The following is a 17,729-nucleotide window of genomic DNA, read 5'->3' as shown; positions in this document are numbered from 1 at the left end:
TCTCCCGGCCAGGCGGGCTGGCCGGGAGGCGGTGGACGGGCTGAGGGTTACAGGCCGATCTTGCCGGTGCCGGCACCGTTGGTGACGACCGACTTCACCTGGCTCGCGGTGGTCAGCGAGTAGGAGTAGGGGATGCTGGCCACGCTGCCGGCGGTCTCCGGGCTGCCGGAGTCGACAAAGTGGTTGTTACGGGCGACCAGGGTGCCGGGACCCGAGGCGGCGTAACCGACGTGCGTCGGGTCGTCGACTTTCTCGAAGTAGTTGCCCTCGACGAGTACGCCAGCGCCCTCGGTGGAGGCGACACCGTAGTCGTTGTCGTAGTAGTAGTTGTTGAACACATGGACCGGGTTGCCGAAGCGGACCCGTGGGTGGCGGGACCCGGAGGCGTCAAACCAGTTGTGGTGGTAGGTGACCCGCAGGTGGCCTCGGTCCTGGCTGCCGTTGTTGTCGGAGTGGCCAAGTAGCATCGACTTGCCGTGGTTGAAGACGCGGTTCCACGACACGGTGATGAAGTCGGAGCCCCGCTTGATGTCGACGGCACCGTCGTAGCCGTTGGTGAAGCTGTTGTGGTCGACCCAGATGTTCTTCGACTCGGTCTGGACGTTGACGGCGTCGTCATTCCAGTTGCGGAAGTTGATGTTGCGGATGATCACGTTCCGCTGGTTGCTGATGTTGAATCCGCAGCCGGAGATGGTGGCCGATGATCCGGTGCCGACGATGGTCTTGTTGCTGCCGACGTTCAACATTCCGGAGCAGGAGATGGTGCCGGACACCCGGATGACAGCGGAGCCGGACCCACTGATGGCAGAGGACAGCGCCGACGAGTTGCTGACTGTGGTCGGTGAGGCGTTACCACCACCGGTGGTGCCACCGTTCTGGGTGGCCCAGCCGACCAGGCCGGTCGGCGTCTGCCCCGGCGGTGGTGTGGTGGGGTTGGGTGGTGGTGTGGTGGGGTTGGGCGGTGGAGTGGTGGGGTTGGGCGGCGTGGTGGGGCTTGTGCCGCCGGTGCAGGTCACTCCATTGAGGCTGAAGCTGCTCGGCGCCGGGTTCGACGAGTTGTTCCAGGAGCCGTTGAAGCCAAAGGACACCGCGGCGTTCGTGCCGAGGTTGCCGTTGTAGCTGGCGTTGCGGGCGGTCACGGAGCTGCCGCTCTGCGAGATCTCGGAGTTCCATGCCTGGACGACCTGCTGCCCGGCGCCGAAGCTCCATTGCAGGGTCCACGACGACATCGCGTCGCCGAGATTGGTGAGGACGACATTACCGGTGAAACCACCAGGCCACTCGGAGGCAACCGAGTAGTTGACTCGGCATCCGGCGGCAGCGTGGGCGGTGCTTGCGCTGACGACCGTGACCCCGGTCAGGGCGACAGCCGCGATCGCAGTGGTGATCAGCGCGGTGGGGCGCCGTACTGCGTGCATTGAGGATCTCCTTACGCATTGGCGGGTGCGTCGCCGTGGAAGGAGCTAGCCCGGTTGGCTCCAACGTGTAGTGCTGGCGGCGCATCCTGCCACGGGAATGACAGGACGGCTCCCGCTGGACGGTGCGGGGAAGCGCTTTCCCCAGCAGAGCATAGATGCATGCAAATGTCAAAGCTTGGGCTGTGGGCGGCGGGCGGTTGACGGCCCGCCCAGGGCCTTCGCGGGGCCGCGATATGACCGGATAGTCAGCTGTAGGACAGTCACGTCGTTTCTGGCGGTACCTGAGAGAACGTGGTCCTCTGGCGGGCGGCGTATCGCCGCTGTCGGACAGCCCGTTCAAGAGGCCACCGCCGAAGACCTCCGGCATGCCCGGTAGCGACGGGCCCGCCCACAAGCTGGGAAAGCAGCGTGGCGCGGCGGGGAAGAACGCCGTCAGGTCGGTCGACAATCCCGACGAACGGAACGGGGTCGAACCGGACGCGTGCACCGGCTGCGGCACCGACCTGGCGCCGACGCCGAACTGTTCCGGACTGCCGGCGTCGACCGGGTTCCTGGCCAGCGCCCGCCGCAACGCCGCGACGTGCTACCTGGCCTGCTCCGCGAGGGTGAGGAAATGCCGTTTGCCGGCGAGCGCCTTCTCCGCTTCGCGGATCCGCTTGGCGTCACCAGCCGCCCGGGCCCGCTCCAGCCGCTGCTCTGCCTCAGCGACCTGTTCACGCATCTGGGCCAGCAACGGATTCGCCGCCGGCTCGGTACGCCGCCACGCCGAGTCCATCGCCTCGCGTACCCGGTCCTCGACCGACCGCAGCCGGCGGTCCAGCCCGGCGGCCGCTTCCCGTGGCACCCGGCCGATGTCGTGCCACTGACCCTGCACCTCGCGCAGCTTCGCCTGAGCGGTACGTGGGTCCGCGCTCAGGTCGACGGCTTCCAGCTCGGTCAGCAGAGCCTGCTTGCGTTCCAGATTGTCGCGCTGCTCGACGTCGCGGGCCGAGAAGACCTCGCTGCGGCGGGTGAAGAAGGCGTCCTGGGCGGCGCGGAACCGTTCCCACAACTTCTGTTCGGCTTCCTTCGACGCCCGTGGAGCCGCCTTCCACTCGGTCATCAGCTCCTTAAGCCGGTTCGCGGTGGAGGCCCACTCGGTCGATTCGGCCAGCCGTTCCGCCTCGGCGAGCAGCGCGCTCTTGGCGGTCTGCGCCTCCTTGCGCTGGGCGTCGAGCGTCGCGAAGTGAGCCCCCCGACGTCGGGTGAAGCCGTCGCGGGCGGCGGCGAAGCGCTTCCACAGCTCCCCGTCGGCCTTCTTGTCGACGCCTCGGATGGTCTTCCACTCGTCGAGGATCTCCTTGAGACGATCGCCGGCGGTCTTCCACCCGGTGGACTCTGCGGCGAGTTTCTCGGCCTCCTCGACCAGCGCGGTCTTGCGTACCAGTGCTTCGGCCCGGGCGGTCTCGCGGGCCGCCTTCGCCTCGGTCGCCTTCGCCTCGGCGACGGTGGTCAGCTTGTCCAGGCGCTCGGCGAGAGAGTCGAGGTCACCGACCACATGGGCGTCGGCGAGGGACGCGCGTAGTCGCCGGATCGTGCTGAGCGAATGGGTCGCGTCGGCGGCGCCGGATTGCATCCGGGCCTCTGTCAGATCCACCTCGGTCACCAGATCGGCGAAGCGGCGGGCGAAGTGTGCCAGGCCTTCCTCTGGCGCGCCGGCCTGCCAGGACCCGACCGTGCGCTCTCCTTCGGCGGTCTTGACGTAGACCGTGCCGTCCGCATCAACCCGTCCGAAGGAAGTCCAGTCACTCATGTGCCCATCCTCGTTCTCCCGGCGCCGCGAGATCGAGAGATCTCGATGGGCGCCGCCACGGCGCAGTTAGGTTGCAGGTAAGTTTCCCCCGCGCATTGTCACAGGTCCAACCCTGCCCGCGTCGAGCGCCTGTCGCCGACCGTGACCATACGGTGTCCTTGTCCGGCGTCGGCCCGGCGGTTGCCTACAAATCGCCGCATTGTCCGCACCGTCGGTGATCGGGTGGTCGCTTGACGCCACCGAGTCGGGGTTAGGGTGGTCCGGTGCCACTGCATCGTGTCGCCTTCTGCCCGCAACCCCCGGTGCTCGTCCCCGAACTCGCAGGTCAGGCGGCCGGAGAACTCGACACCCTACGCCGGGCGGCCGATGCGGCGGTCCGCGATCTGCTCGGTCGTGCGGTCGATCGGATCGTCGTCGTCGGTGGACAGGACCCCGGCGGTGCGCCCGGTGGCCCCCGCCCGGCCCTGGGCGGCGGGCCGACCGTTTACCGACCACCGCTGCACGCCAGCTTCCGGCCCTGGGGCCTGGCGGCCGACGTACAGCTGACCGTCCGGCCCCAGCCGGCCCCGGTACCCGGGGGCCAGCCGCCACCGGCCGGAACCCACCCGGCTGCTGAAGCCGTCGGTCCGGCCGCCCGACTGCCGCTGAGCCTGACCATGGCCGCCTGGCTGCTGTCGCGCAACGGGCTCGATCCGGCGGCGACCGCCGTTGAGATGATCGAGGTCCCGGCCGGTGCGGCACCCACCGATTGCCGACGCTGGGGCCGCGAACTCGCCGTAGACGGGCCCTCGGCGCTACTCGTGATGGGCGACGGATCGGCGTGCCGAGGGCTCTCCTCGCCCGGCTACCACGACGAACGCGCCGAACCCTTCGACGACCGGATCGCCGCCGCCCTGGCCGCCGCCGACCACCAAGCCCTGACGGCGTTGGCCCCGGACCTCGCCGCCGACCTACAGGTCGCCGGCCGGACCACCTGGCAACTGGCCGCCGCAGCGGTCGCCGCCACCACCGCCGACTGGAGCGGCCGGGTCGACCATTACGCCGCGCCCTACGGCGTCGCGTACTTTGTGGCCTCGTGGCATCGGAACTGACCAACGGCGGCGGACCGCCGCAGCGCACCCCGGCCGGGGCGCGCCCGGCCCGGGTGGTGGCCCTGATCGGCCCGACGGCGGCCGGCAAGTCGGCGCTGAGCGTCGAACTGGCCCAGGAGTTGGACGCCGAGGTGGTCAACGCCGACTCGATGCAGCTGTACCAGGGCCTGGACATCGGCACCGCCAAGCTCGCCGTGGACGAACGCGCCGGGGTCCCGCACCACCTGCTCGACATCTGGCCGGTGGCCACCCCGGCCAGCGTCGCCGGGTACCAGCGCCTGGCCCGGGCGGCGATCGACGACATCCTGCGCCGGGGACGCCTACCACTGCTGGTCGGCGGTTCCGGCCTGTACGTGCGGGCGGTACTGGAGCACTTCGAGTTCCCCGGCACCGATCCGCAACTGCGAGCCCGCCTCGAAGCCGAACTCGCCGCGGCCGGCCCGGCCCCGCTGTACGCCCGGCTGGCCGCCGCCGACCCGGCCGCCGCCGCCGCGATCCTGCCCGGCAACGGCCGGCGGATCGTCCGCGCGTTGGAGGTGATCGAGCTGACCGGCAACCCGTTCACCGCGGCCCTACCGGAGCCGGCCCCCTACTACGACGCCGTCCAACTCGGCGTGGACCTGCCCACCGACCAACTCGACGAGCGGATCGCCGCCCGGGTCGACCGGATGTGGACGGCCGGGCTGGTCGCCGAGACCCACGCCCTGGTCGGCCAGGGCCTACGGGACGGTCGTACGGCGAGCCGGGCGCTCGGCTACCAGCAGGTGCTCCGGATGATCGACGGCGAATGCGACGACGCGCAGGCGCGGGCCGACACGGTCCGCGCCACCCGACGGTTCGTCCGCCGCCAGCGCTCGTGGTTCCGACGCGACCACCGGGTGCGTTGGCTCGACGGCAGCGAACCGGATCTGGTCAGGGCGGCGCTGACCGCCCTGACCACCGGTTGAGTTCACCTGTTTCCGAGAGCGCGCGAACCCTCAACGGATCGTCGTGGCCGACCGCTGCTTGACGGTGCTCGCACCGGCCGGCAGGTCACCGGGGACCGCCAACTCCGCGGCGTCGGTGCTGGCCGCCGCCTCTGCCGAGTGGGACACCGAGGCCGCAGCTGCCGCGGCAGCCGTGGCGTGTGCCGCCGCCCGTACCGCGGCGGCCACCGCCGGCGCGACCCGGGGGTCGAAGACGCTCGGCACGATGACCGTCGGGTTGATCCGTTCCTCACCGACCACGTCCGCGATCGCCCGCGCCGCGGCCAGCGCCATGTCGTCGGTGAACGACTCCGCGTGCGCGTCCAGCATCCCCCGGAACACGCCCGGGAACGCCAGCACGTTGTTGATCTGGTTCGGCTGGTCGGAACGCCCGGTCGCCACGATCGCGGCGTGCTTGCGGGCCTCCCGCGGATCCACCTCCGGATCCGGGTTCGCCAGCGCGAACACGATCGAATCCGGCGCCATGGTCGCGATGTCGTCGCCGGTCAGCAGGTTGGGGGCGCTCACCCCGATGAACACGTCCGCGCCACGCACGGCACCGCGCAGGTCACCCGCGTACCCGCCGATGTTGGTGTGCTCGGCCAGCCACTGCCAGCTCGGGTTCAGCCCGGCCAGTCCACGGTGCAGCGCTCCCGGCCGGTCGTACGCGATCACGTCGCCGACACCCTGCCGCAGCAACAGCTTGATGATCGCGGTCCCGGCGGCGCCGGCACCGGACACCACCACCCGTACGTCGCCGAGCTGCTTGCCGACCACCCGCAGTGCGTTGGTCAACGCGGCGAGCACACAGATCGCGGTGCCGTGCTGGTCGTCGTGGAAGACCGGAATGTCGAGCAGCTCCCGCAGCTTCGACTCGATCTCGAAGCATCTCGGCGCGGCGATGTCCTCCAGGTTGATCCCGCCGTAGCCGGGCGCGATCGCCCGCACGATCGACACGATCTCGTCCGGATCCTGGGTGTCGAGCACCACCGGCCAGGCGTCGACGTCGCCGAAGCGCTTGAACAGGGCCGCCTTGCCCTCCATCACCGGCAGCGCGGCGGCGGGGCCGAGGTTGCCCAGCCCGAGCACCGCCGAGCCGTCGGTGACCACCGCGACGGTGTTGCGTTTGATGGTGAGCCGGCGGGCGTCCGCCGGATTCTCGGCGATCGCCAGGCACACCCGCGCCACGCCCGGCGTGTACGCCCGGGACAGCTCGTCGCGGTTGCGTAGCGACACCTTCGGCGACACCTCGATCTTGCCACCCAGATGCAGCAGGAACGTCCGGTCGGAGACCTTACGGACCTCGACGCCGTCGAGCGCCTCCAGCTCCTTGACCACGTCGTCGGCGTGCGTCGAGTCGGCCGTGTCGCAGGTCAGGTCGACCACCACGCTGACCGGGTCGGAGTCGACCACGTCGAGCGCGGTGACGATGGCTCCGGCCTCGCCGACGCAGGTGGTCAGCCGGCCGATCGCCGAGGCGTCCGCGGGAATGCTGATCCGGATGGTGATGGAGAAGCCGGCACTGGGCAGGCGGGTGGTCGCCACGGGTTCCCTCCGTCGTTGGTGGGGGCGACCCGTACGGGGCCGCCCGACCATTCTTGCGCGTGACCCGTCACGTCCCCGCCCCACCCCGCGTACGGCCCCGGGCCGACCGCCCTGGCGCCGACGCGGGCGACGCGGCGTGAATAGTAGGTGCGCCCGCACGCCAGGCGTGTCACGATCGAACCCTGAGGAGGCAGCTTTTGCGTACGTATCGCGCCGATGAGGCGCCCCATCCGTTCTTCGACTCCCCGGTCACCGACGACCCCCGTCCGCCGGAGGACGTCGCGACCACCGGCGAGCTGGAGCTCGCCGAACGGCACGCACTGCGCCGGGTCGCCGGGCTGTCCACCGAGCTGACCGATGTCACCGAGGTCGAGTACCGCCAGCTCCGCCTGGAACGCGTGGTGCTGGTGGGAGTCTGGGAGAGCGGAACCGTGACCGACGCGGAGAACTCCCTCGCCGAGCTCGCCGCACTGGCCGAAACCGCCGGATCCCAGGTGTTGGAAGGGCTCATTCAGCGCCGCGACCGCCCGGATCCCTCGACCTACGTCGGCCGGGGCAAGGTGGGCGAGTTGGACGACGTCGTCACCTCCACCGGCGCAGACACCGTCATTTGCGACGGCGAGCTCTCCCCGTCCCAGCTGCGCAACCTGGAGCAGTCGGTCAAGGTCAAGGTGATCGACCGGACCGCCCTGATCTTGGACATCTTCGCCCAACACGCCAAGAGCAAGGAGGGCAAGGCGCAGGTCGAGCTGGCCCAGCTGGAGTACCTGCTGCCCCGGCTGCGTGGCTGGGGTGAGGCGCTGTCGCGCCAGAGCGGCGGCAGCGGGCGCGGCGGGGGCGCCGGCGGTGGTGTCGGCCTGCGCGGCCCCGGCGAGACCAAGCTGGAGACCGACCGCCGCCGGATCCGGACCCGGATCGCCCGCCTGCGGCGGGAGATCAAAGGCATGCGGACGGTACGCGAGACCAAGCGTGCCCGACGTACCCGTAACGCGGTCCCAGGGGTGGCGATCGCCGGCTACACCAACGCCGGCAAATCCAGCCTGCTGAACCGGATCACCGGCGCGGGCGTGCTCGTCGAGGACGCGTTGTTCGCCACGCTCGACCCGACCACCCGTCGGGCCCATGCCGCCGACGGCCGCGTCTACACGCTGTCCGACACGGTGGGGTTCGTCCGGCACCTGCCGCACCAGATCGTCGAGGCATTCCGCTCCACCCTCGAGGAGGTCGCGGAGGCAGACCTGGTGGTGCACGTGGTCGACGGCGCCCATCCCGATCCGGAGGAGCAGGTGCGGGCGGTGCGTACCGTGCTCGCCGAGGTCGGTGCGGATCGGCGTCCCGAACTGCTGGTGGTCAACAAGATCGACGCTGCGGGTGAGGAGGAGCTGCTGCGGCTCAAACGTCTCTGGCCGGAGGCGGTCTTCGTCTCCGCCCGGCAGGCCCGGGGCATCGAGGATCTGCGCGCCGCGATCGAGCAGCGACTGCCCCGACCGTCCGTACCGGTGAGCGTGCTGCTTCCGTACCACCGTGGCGACCTGGTCTCCCGGGTGCACCACCGGGGTGAGGTGCTCGGAACCCGGCACACCGACGCCGGCACCGTGCTGAGCGCTCGGGTCGACGAGGCGCTCGCGGGTGAACTCGAGCCATTCCTGACCCGCTACGAGTAGTTACCCATTAACTGACAGTGATTGATCACGATGTAACACGGGCCTTGAGGTCGGCATGCGACACTCGTCAGATGCGTCGGATTCTGACCCCGGCCGCGATCGTCGTCGGACTCCTCGCGGTCCATGTCGTCCTCCCGGCAGGGCCGGCCGTCGCCCTGCCCGTCCAGGACCCGTCGGCACCAGTGGACCCGCAGGTCACCCCGGGTGAGCGGGTCTGTGAGATCACCGATGATCGACTTCGGGAACTCTCCGGGCTGGTGGCGACGGCCGACGGGTACGTGGTTGTCAACGACGGCACCGACATCGGCCGCAACGAACGGGTGTTCTTCCTCGACTCCTCCTGCGAGGTCGCCAACGCCGTCCAGTACCCGGTGAGCCCCTACGATCCGGAGGACCTGGCGCTCTCACCGGACGGGCAGACCCTTTGGATCGGCGACATCGGCGACAATCCGACCAACGATGAACGCCGGCAACGGATCGCCCTGTGGTCGATACCGGCGGACGGCTCCGCGCAACCGGTCGTCCACCGGCTGAGCTACCCGGACGGCCCGCACGATGCCGAAGCCCTGCTGATCCTCAACGACGGCACCCCACTGATCATCACCAAGGACACCGGGCCCGCCGGCCTCTACCGGCCCGTCGACCAGCTGCGCAGCGACAACGAGGACCCGGTGCCGATGGAGAAGGTCGGCGAGCTGGAGCTACCCCGGACCAACACGCCGAATCTGTTCGCCGCTGCCGGCCGACTCACCGTCACCGGCGCGGCCCGATCCCCGGACGGCACTCGGGTGGTCATCCGTACCTACGCCGACGCCTTCGAGTGGGACGTGCCCGCCGACGGCGATCTCGTCGCCGCGCTGACCGACGAACAACCCCGAGCCACCCCGCTCACCGACGCCTTCGGTGAGGCGATCTCCTACACCGCCGACGGCGCCAGCTTCGTCACCGTCTCCGACGTCGCCACCCTGGATGAGGACGCCACGGTCGAGATCCTGCGCTACACGCCGAGCACCGAGGTCGCCGCCCCCACCGATACCGAATCAGATGGCGTGCAGGGCCCATCCTGGATCAATCGGATCACCCTGCAGGACATCAACCTGCTGATCGCGGCGGTCGGCCTGCTCGGCGCGGTGCTCGTGGGCGTCGGTATCCACGGCATCGTGCGAGGGCGCCGCAAAGCCCGGCTGGCGGCAGCCAGTCGCGAACCGGCCCGATCCGAGCGTGATGGCGACAGTGAACCCGCCGCCGCGTCGTACGCAAGTGGCGCACTGGGCAGCGGCGCGTACGCAAGTGGCGCACTGGGCAGCGGCGCGCTACCGGCCGGTGGCCCGCCGGGCGCGGCCGGCCGGAAACAGGGTGCCGTCTACGGCGGTGCCAAATCTGCCGGGGGTGGCGTCTACGGCAGCACCAAACCCGCTGCTGGTGGCGGCGGTGTCTACGGCGGTGCCGCGAAACCGCCCACTGGTGCGGTGTACGGAGGAGCCCCGCCCCCACCACCCGCTGCGGTACCGCAGCGGGACTCCGGTGGTTACCGCGCCGCCGGAGTCGTCGATTCCGGAGCCGTGTACGGAGCCGCCAAGCCGGTCCCACCCGTGCGGCCAGGCAACAGCGGCTACCGAGTTGACCCCGACGTCGGCGGCGACTACCCGGGCGATGGCTACCCGGGCGACCGCTACGACCAACCCCGGGCCGGCAGCCGGCCGCCAGCGGACGACCGGGACGCCGGGGTGTACGGCAGACCTGGCCGAGGCGGGCACCCGGACCACGACCGACGCGGCTGACGAACCGACGCGGTTGACGAACCGGCACAGCCCACGGAAGCCTTGCCACACCGCTGCCGGGCAGTCCGGCGGGCAAGTCGTCAGACCCGCCGGAGCACCGCCACCACGCGACCCATGATGGTCGCCTCGTCACCGGGGATCGGGTCGAAGGCAGCGTTGTGCGGCATCAGCCAGACATGCCCGTCCCGCCGGCGGTAGGTCTTCACCGTCGCCTCGCCGTCGATCATCGCCGCGACGATCTCTCCCGAGTCGGCCGTCGGCTGCTGGCGCACCACGACCCAGTCCCCGTCGCAGATCGCGGCGTCGATCATCGAGTCGCCCTTGACCTGGAGCATGAACACCTCGCCCTCGCCGACCAACTCACGCGGCAACGGGAAGATGTCCTCCACCGCCTGCTCGGCCAGGATCGGCCCGCCGGCGGCGATCCGGCCCAGCATCGGCACGTACGCCGGTGTCGGCCGTGAGGCTCGTGCCGCCTCGTCGTCGGCGGCGTCGCCCATGGGACGCACATCCACGGCACGGGGTCGGTTCGGGTCCCGTCGCAGGAAGCCCTTCCGCTCCATCTCCTTGAGCTGGTAGGCGACGCTCGACGGGGAGACCAGACCGACCGCCTCGCCGATCTCGCGGACGCTCGGCGGATAACCGTGCCGGTCCACCCAACTCCGGATGAACTCCAGGATCCGGCGCTGGCGGACGGTCAACTCGGCGGCGACCGGCTCAGGGAAGGTGCTCACCACAGGAGTCACGGCCCGCAACCGGGGCTCACCAGACCGTCCGGAACGGCGGCCGCGCATCGACGCGCCAGCGTTGGCCGTCGCCGCTCCACCCGTACCGGTCGTCTGCTGGGGCGGGCCCGTCCTGTCGTCGGTCGACACGTCCGTCCTCTCGTCAGCCGGCAGATTCCGTCCTGTCGGCGTGCCGTCGGTGTTGACGATGACCGTAGCCACAGAACCGCCCAGGTTCAAACATCTGTACGACTTCGGTCGGCGTGTCGGCTCGACGAGTCATGGTCGGGGTCGGCGGCGGTCGGCCGGTGATTGCGCGCTGGTTGACGGTAACCCTGAGCCCAGGGTTGGTGTTGGCAGAGTGACGACGCGCCGAGCGGGGCCAGTCAACTTGACCGAGCCCCGGTTGCGGCCTACCGTCGACCCCAACATCTAGTAGTTACAAGGGTGTAGGTTGCCCACAGGTTGGGTCTCCTGGTCGGGAGTGGTATTTTCGGCCGGCCGCGCCCACGCACCCTACGGTGACCGGTGCGGTGGACACCCCGCCCGGCGACCCACCTGACTCGACCGAAGGGATCTCGGCATGCGCTGCCCGTACTGTCGGCACGCCGACTCGCGCGTCGTCGACTCGCGGGAAGCCGAAGACGGTCAGCTCATCCGCCGCCGCCGATCCTGCCCCGAATGCGGCAAACGCTTCACGACCGTCGAGGAAGCGGTCCTCGCCGTTGTCAAGCGCAGCGGCGTCACTGAGCCGTTCAGCCGGACCAAGATCATGGGCGGGGTACGCAAGGCGTGCCAAGGGCGTCCGGTGGACGACGACGCCATCGCCCTGCTGGCTCAGAAGGTCGACGAGACCATTCGGGCCAAGGGCGCGGCCGAGATCCCCAGCCACGACGTCGGGCTGGCGATCCTCGGGCCGTTGCGGGAGCTCGACGAAGTGGCGTACCTGCGGTTCGCCAGCGTCTACCGGTCCTTCGACTCGCTCGACGATTTCGAACGCGAGATCGGGACGCTGCGGGCCGCCGCTACGGCGAAGTCGGCCGACGCCGACGCGGTGCCGACCGGCCCGGCTACCGGCTGACCCATCGCGGTGCGCCGGCAAGCGGGGCGGCTGGCTGCCCGCATCGGCGCGCGCGGCGCCAACAACAAGACCGATACATGTCTGACGAAACAAACCGCGCGGCGGGGTGCTGCGCGAGAGTCTGAGGGGGCGATGAGATGGCGGGGGATGGTGTGACCGCGAAGACAGGCGATACCGGCGGTAGCGTCGGCGACAGCGCGACGGCGAAGTCCAATGGCGCGGGCGGCCGGTCCAACGGCGTGGCAGCCAAGGCCAACGGCAACGGGCGGGTGCGAGCCAAGGCCGGTGCGGCCGGGCTGACCGTCGAGCGGGTCTGGACCACCGATGGCGTGCATCCGTACGACGAGGTGACCTGGCAGCGCCGTGATGTGGTGATGACCAACTGGCGGGACGGCTCGATCAACTTCGAGCAGCGTGGCGTCGAGTTCCCGGAGACCTGGAGCGTCAACGCGGCGAACATCGTCACCACCAAGTACTTCCGTGGCGCGGTAGGGACCCCGCAGCGGGAGTGGTCGCTCAAGCAACTGATCGACCGGGTGGTGAAGACCTACCGGGCCGCCGGTGAGCAGCACGGCTACTTCGCCACCAGCGCCGACGCCGAGATCTTCGAGCACGAGCTGACCTGGATGCTGCTGCACCAGGTGTTCAGCTTCAACTCCCCGGTCTGGTTCAACGTCGGCACCGCCTCACCTCAGCAGGTATCGGCCTGCCAGCCGTACCACTCGCTGGTGAGCACGCCGGCCGGCCTGGTTCCGATCGGCAAGCTGGTCGAGGAGAATGCGATCGGCGCGAAGGTCTACGACGCGCACGGTCTGACCCGGATCCTCGCGGTCAAGGCCAACGGCAGCAAAGACGTGCTGCGCCTGCACACCAAGGCCGGCTACACCCTGGACGTCACCGCCGACCACCTGGTCTGGAAATCCACCGGCGTCGGCACCGGCAGGTTCGTCGAAGCCGGCACTCTGGCCACTGGGGACACGCTCGAGTGGCACCGGCGGGACAGCGTCGGCGAGGCGGAGTTCCGCCTCGCCGACGTCCACGAGGCCGCGCTGGCCGGATGGCTGCAGTCCGACGGTTTCGTCGGCCAGTACGACCAGGGCACCAACCAGTCGCTGACGATCGAGGCGATGACCGTCAACGACGACGAACTCAGCTGGGTTGTCGCCGCAATCGACCAGGTCTTCCCTGGCGCACACCGCCACGAACGCCGCGTCGTCACCCAGGACATCACTCTCGACTGCCGGCGGACCCGCCTGTACGGGGAGCATCTGCGCCCGTTCGTCGACAAGTGGGGCCTGCTCGCCCGGGGCACCGAGATGGAGGTGCCGGCAGCGTTGTTCACCGCGCCGCTGCCGGTCGTCGCTGCCTATCTGAAGAGCATCTTCCAGGCCGAGGGCTATGTCTCGGCACGCGAGGCATCCACCCTGGTCGGTATGGACATGATCGCCGAGCGGTTGGTCCGCGGACTGCAGCGGCTGCTGCTGCGCTTCGGGATCTTCTCTCGGGTCGGTTTCAAGGCCGACCCGCGACCGAACCGGCACGGCACCTGGTCGTTGCGGATCCAGAACCACGGCGACCGGGACGCCTTCGCTGCGGAGATCGGGTTCGTCGACGCCCGTAAATCCGGCAAACTGGAGGAGAGCTTCGCCAAGGTGGGCCGGTCCGCCAAGCCGACGAAGCGCCTTGTCATCGAGCGGGTCGAACTGCTCGGGGCGATGGAGGTCTACGACATCCAGACCGAGTCGGGGGAGTACCTCTCCGGCAACCTGCGGGTGCACAACTGCTTCATCCTCGCCGTTGACGACTCGATGGATTCCATCCTCGATTGGTACAAAGAGGAAGGGCTGATCTTCAAGGGGGGCTCCGGTTCCGGCGTCAATCTGTCCCGGATCCGCTCCTCCAAGGAGCTGCTGTCCAGCGGTGGCACCGCCTCCGGCCCGGTCAGCTTCATGCGCGGTGCCGACGCCTCGGCCGGCACCATCAAGTCCGGCGGCGCCACCCGCCGGGCCGCCAAGATGGTCATCCTCGACGTCGACCACCCCGACATCGAGGAGTTCGTGCAGACCAAGGCCCGCGAGGAGGACAAGATCCGGGCGCTGCGCGACGCCGGATTCGACATGGACCTCGGCGGCGCCGACATCGTCAGCGTCCAGTACCAGAACGCCAACAACTCGGTCCGGGTCTCCGACGAGTTCATGCGGGCGTACGAGGACGGCGGCAGCTTCGACCTGCGCAGCCGGCTCGACGGCTCGGTGATCGACACCGTCGACGCCAAGAAGCTGTTCGGAACCATCTCGCAGGCCGCCTGGGAATGCGCAGACCCTGGCCTGCAGTACGACGACACGATCAACGACTGGCACACCTGCCCGGAAACCGGACGCATCACCGCGTCCAATCCCTGCTTCACCGGCGACACCCTGGTCCACACCGACAAGGGGCTGATCCGGTTCGACGCACTCGTCGACCGGACCCGGCAGGGTGAGTCGTTCGGCGTCTACACCCACGACGCGACCAACCCGGACGCCCCCGCCGACCAGGTCGTGCTGACCCGCCCCGAAGCGGTCATGATCACCGGGACGAACGAGATCACCCGGCTCGAGTTCAGCAACGGCATGGTGCTGCGCTGCACCCCGAACCACCGGATCTGGACCACCAACCGTGGGTACGTCGAGGCCAAGGACCTCACCCCGGACGACCAGATCCTGCCGCTCGACCAGCCGACGCCGGCGACTGCCGCGTCCTGGGAGTTCCGGATGCGCGCGGACGCCCAGGTGTCACCCGGCGAGGTCGTGCCGACCAGGTGGCAGCGTGAGTCGCGGCTGCCGGAGAAGTGGACCGAGGACTTCGCGCACCTGCTCGGCTGGCTGGTCGGCGACGGCTCAGTCCGCCAGGGCACCCCGGGCGTACGCGGCGACAACCCGAACGCCAGCTGGGCCTACAGCCAGACCGACCCGAACGAGATCGTCCAACGTCACCAGTCCGTGCTGGAGAGCATCGTCGGTCTGCGGTTCCGGCCCATGCAGACGCCGAACGGCACCGTGCAACTACGCAGCGGTCGTACCGCCGTGGTCGACTTTCTGACCGGGCTCGGCGTGAGCACCGCCCGAGCGGTGGACAAGCGGCTGCCGTCGTCGGTGCTGGAAGCGCCGCCCGAGATCCAGGCGGCATTCCTGCGCGGACTCTTCGACGCGGACGGCTGCGCCGTCGAGTCCGCCGACGGCACCCGCTACGTCGGGTTCGGCGCGGTCTCGATCGAGCTGCTCCGCGAGGCACAGCGCCTGCTGAGCGCGTTCGGTATCGGTAGCCGGATCCACGCCACCCGCGAGGCCGACGGCGCCACCTTCCGGTACACCGCCAAGAACGGCGATGAGCGGGAGTACCACGGCGAGCAGCTGTACGACCTGCGCATCAGCGGGGAGAACATTCGCCTGTTCGCCAGCCGGATCGGGTTCGACCATTCGGCCAAGGCGCAGCGGGTGGCCCGTTGGCTCGAGGAGCACCGGTCCTACCGGACGGATCAGACCGCGAAGCTGGTCAGCCGTGAGTTCGACGGTTTCGAGACCACCTACAATCTTTCCGAGCCGCGCAACCATTCGTACATTGCCAACGGTGTGGTAGTTCGCAACTGCTCGGAATACCTTCACCTCGATAATTCGTCGTGCAATCTTGCTTCGCTCAATCTGATGAAGTTCCTGCGGGCCGACGGTGGCTTCGAGGTGGAGAAGTTCGTCCGATCCGTCGAGTTCGTCATCACCGCGATGGACATCTCCATCTGCTTCGCCGACTTCCCGACGCAGAAGATCGGCGAGACCACCCGCGCGTACCGGCAGCTCGGCATCGGCTACGCCAACCTCGGCGCCCTGCTGATGGCCTCCGGCATGCCGTACGACTCAGAGGCCGGCAGGTCGTACGCCGCCGCCATCACCTCGGTGATGACCGGTACGGCGTACCGCCGATCGGCCGAACTGGCCGGCGTGGTCGGCGCATACGACGGCTACGCCCGCAACGCCGAGGGGCACAAGCGGGTGATGCGTAAGCACGCCGCCGCCAGTGATGAGATCCGCCCGACCAACCCGACCGCCACGGCCCTGGCCCGCGAGGCCGCCCGACAATGGGAAATGGGCAACAAGATCGGCGAGAAGAATGGTTGGCGCAATTCCCAGGCAAGTGTGCTCGCGCCCACTGGGACCATCGGTCTGATGATGGATTGCGACACGACCGGAGTCGAACCGGATCTGGCGCTGGTCAAATTCAAGAAACTGGTCGGCGGCGGCTCGATGCAAATCGTCAACCAGACGGTGCCGCGCGCGCTGCGTAGCCTCGGCTACCCGGAGGAGCAGGTCGAGGCGATCGTCGAGCACATCGCCGACCACGGGTACGTGGTCGACGCGCCAAGTCTGCGTACCGAGCACTACCCGGTGTTCGACTGCGCGATGGGGGAGCGGTCGATCGCCCCGATGGGGCACGTGCGGATGATGGCGGCGGTGCAGCCGTTCATCTCCGGCGCGATCTCCAAGACGGTCAACATGCCGGAGGCGGCGACCGTCGCCGACGTGGAGAAGATCTACTACCAGGGCTGGAAGCTGGGGCTCAAGGCGCTGGCGATCTACCGGGACAACTGCAAGGTCGGCCAGCCGCTGTCGGTGGCCAAGTCCGACAAGTCCAAGGAGATCGCCGCCGCCGAGCAGGCCAAAGTGGTCGAGACGATCGTCGAGAAGATCGTCGAGTACCGGCCGGTACGTAAGCGGCTGCCGAAGAAGCGTCCGTCGGAGACGGTTTCCTTCTCAGTTGGCGGTGCCGAGGGCTATCTGACCGCGTCGTCGTACCCGGACGACGGCCTCGGTGAGGTCTTCCTGAAGATGTCGAAGCAGGGTTCGACGCTGGCGGGGGTGATGGACGCCTTCTCGGTGGCCATCTCGATCGGCCTGCAGTACGGCGTGCCGTTGGAGACCTTCGTGGCGAAGTTCACCAACATGCGCTTCGAGCCGGCCGGTATGACCGACGACCCGGACGTGCGGATGGCGGCGTCGGTGATGGACTACATCTTCCGGCGGTTGGCACTGGACTTCCTGCCGTACGACCGCCGGGCCGAGCTGGGGATCTTCACCGCCGCCGAGCGGACCGCGCAGATGCGTGCCGAAGCGGAGGCGGAGAACGACGCGTCGGAGCTGTCGGCGATGGCGGTGTCCGCGCCGGTCGAGCCGAGGACCGAGTCGAAGGCGTCGTCGTCGGTCGAGGCGGGCGGCGGTACGCCGACCTTGCCGGCCGCCGTGACGCCGGCCCCGTCGTCGGCGCATTCGTCGACGGAGTTGCTGGAGGCGGTGATCGGCAAGGCGGCCGACGCGCCGCTCTGCTTCACCTGCGGCACGAAGATGCGCCCGGCCGGAAGCTGCTACGTCTGTGAGGGCTGCGGCTCCACCTCGGGCTGCAGCTGAGAGTGACCATTCTCGGCGTGTCGCAGCCAGGGGCGCGTTGAGATGCGGTAGTCGACCGAGGGGTCTGGCCGATGTGGTCGGGCCCCTTCGTCGGATGTCGGCCGCAGCGCCGGCACCGTGGCGGCAGCGTGCGGTGTCGCGGCGCCTTCGGACGAGGGCGGGCGGCTGCGGTTCGGGGTCCGGTCCAGGGTCGATGCGTGCTGATATCGTGCCGCTCGTGACTGATGAAGCG

General features: G+C 69.3%; 10 protein-coding genes and 2 pseudogenes. 8 read left to right on the top strand and 4 right to left on the bottom strand.

The window, feature by feature from the left end; translation table 11 throughout:
• Window positions 1-47: 47 nt before the first annotated feature.
• Both ACFHVL_RS00160 and ACFHVL_RS00155 read right to left on the bottom strand, forming a co-directional pair.
• A complete protein-coding gene (locus tag ACFHVL_RS00160; protein WP_416624436.1) occupies window positions 48-1,418 on the bottom strand; it encodes a cellulose binding domain-containing protein in 1,371 nt (456 codons plus the stop codon).
• Between the two features lie 583 nt (window positions 1,419-2,001).
• Window positions 2,002-3,210: a DUF349 domain-containing protein gene (locus tag ACFHVL_RS00155; RefSeq protein WP_416624434.1), complete on the bottom strand. Its 1,209-nt coding sequence runs from the start codon at window positions 3,208-3,210 to the stop codon at window positions 2,002-2,004.
• Between the two features lie 263 nt (window positions 3,211-3,473).
• Between ACFHVL_RS00155 and ACFHVL_RS00150 the strand changes: the two genes are divergently transcribed.
• The gene (locus tag ACFHVL_RS00150; protein WP_416624433.1) at window positions 3,474-4,301 is read left to right on the top strand and encodes a hypothetical protein; all 828 of its coding nucleotides are present in this window, start codon (window positions 3,474-3,476) and stop codon (window positions 4,299-4,301) included.
• Window positions 4,298-5,248 (top strand): tRNA (adenosine(37)-N6)-dimethylallyltransferase MiaA, encoded by a 951-nt coding sequence (gene miaA / locus ACFHVL_RS00145; protein ID WP_416624701.1) that lies wholly within the window; start codon window positions 4,298-4,300, stop codon window positions 5,246-5,248. The genes ACFHVL_RS00150 and miaA overlap by 4 nt, the downstream gene beginning before the upstream one ends.
• Before the next feature lie 30 nt (window positions 5,249-5,278).
• Here miaA and ACFHVL_RS00140 read toward each other — a convergent pair whose 3' ends face one another.
• On the bottom strand, window positions 5,279-6,811 hold the full coding sequence (locus tag ACFHVL_RS00140; RefSeq protein WP_416624431.1) for an NAD-dependent malic enzyme: 1,533 nt from the start codon (window positions 6,809-6,811) through the stop codon (window positions 5,279-5,281).
• Window positions 6,812-7,107: 296 nt separating this feature from the next.
• Here ACFHVL_RS00140 and hflX point away from each other — a divergent pair, with 296 nt between their 5' ends.
• Together hflX and ACFHVL_RS00130 are read left to right on the top strand one after the other, a co-directional pair.
• Window positions 7,108-8,475 carry a GTPase HflX gene (hflX, locus tag ACFHVL_RS00135; protein WP_416624699.1) on the top strand — a complete coding sequence of 456 codons (1,368 nt, stop codon included), beginning with the start codon at window positions 7,108-7,110 and terminating at the stop codon, window positions 8,473-8,475.
• 71 nt (window positions 8,476-8,546) lie between these two features.
• Window positions 8,547-10,256, top strand: coding sequence for a hypothetical protein (locus ACFHVL_RS00130; RefSeq protein WP_416624429.1), 1,710 nt, complete (start codon window positions 8,547-8,549; stop codon window positions 10,254-10,256).
• Between the two features lie 80 nt (window positions 10,257-10,336).
• Here ACFHVL_RS00130 and lexA read toward each other — a convergent pair whose 3' ends face one another.
• Window positions 10,337-11,050 carry a transcriptional repressor LexA gene (gene lexA, locus ACFHVL_RS00125; protein WP_416624697.1) on the bottom strand — a complete coding sequence of 238 codons (714 nt, stop codon included), beginning with the start codon at window positions 11,048-11,050 and terminating at the stop codon, window positions 10,337-10,339.
• A 514-nt stretch (window positions 11,051-11,564) separates the two neighbouring features.
• Here lexA and nrdR point away from each other — a divergent pair.
• From nrdR to ACFHVL_RS00105, 4 genes and pseudogenes are all read left to right on the top strand, one after another.
• A complete protein-coding gene (gene nrdR, locus ACFHVL_RS00120; RefSeq protein ID WP_416624427.1) occupies window positions 11,565-12,062 on the top strand; it encodes a transcriptional regulator NrdR in 498 nt (165 codons plus the stop codon).
• A 137-nt stretch (window positions 12,063-12,199) separates the two neighbouring features.
• A pseudogene (locus tag ACFHVL_RS00115) lies at window positions 12,200-12,772 on the top strand (hypothetical protein); the annotation flags it as partial.
• A 9-nt stretch (window positions 12,773-12,781) separates the two neighbouring features.
• Window positions 12,782-13,654 (top strand): annotated as a pseudogene (locus ACFHVL_RS00110) (LAGLIDADG family homing endonuclease); the annotation flags it as partial.
• Between the two features lie 123 nt (window positions 13,655-13,777).
• The gene (locus ACFHVL_RS00105; protein WP_416624695.1) at window positions 13,778-17,497 is read left to right on the top strand and encodes a vitamin B12-dependent ribonucleotide reductase; all 3,720 of its coding nucleotides are present in this window, start codon (window positions 13,778-13,780) and stop codon (window positions 17,495-17,497) included.
• Window positions 17,498-17,729 lie beyond the last annotated feature (232 nt).

Source organism: Micromonospora sp. LOL_023, from assembly GCF_048060115.1.
Classification (GTDB): Bacteria; Actinomycetota; Actinomycetes; order Mycobacteriales; family Micromonosporaceae; genus Micromonospora_E.
Note: the sequence above shows the minus strand (reverse complement) of the source record. Positions and strands in the feature narration are given on the sequence as shown.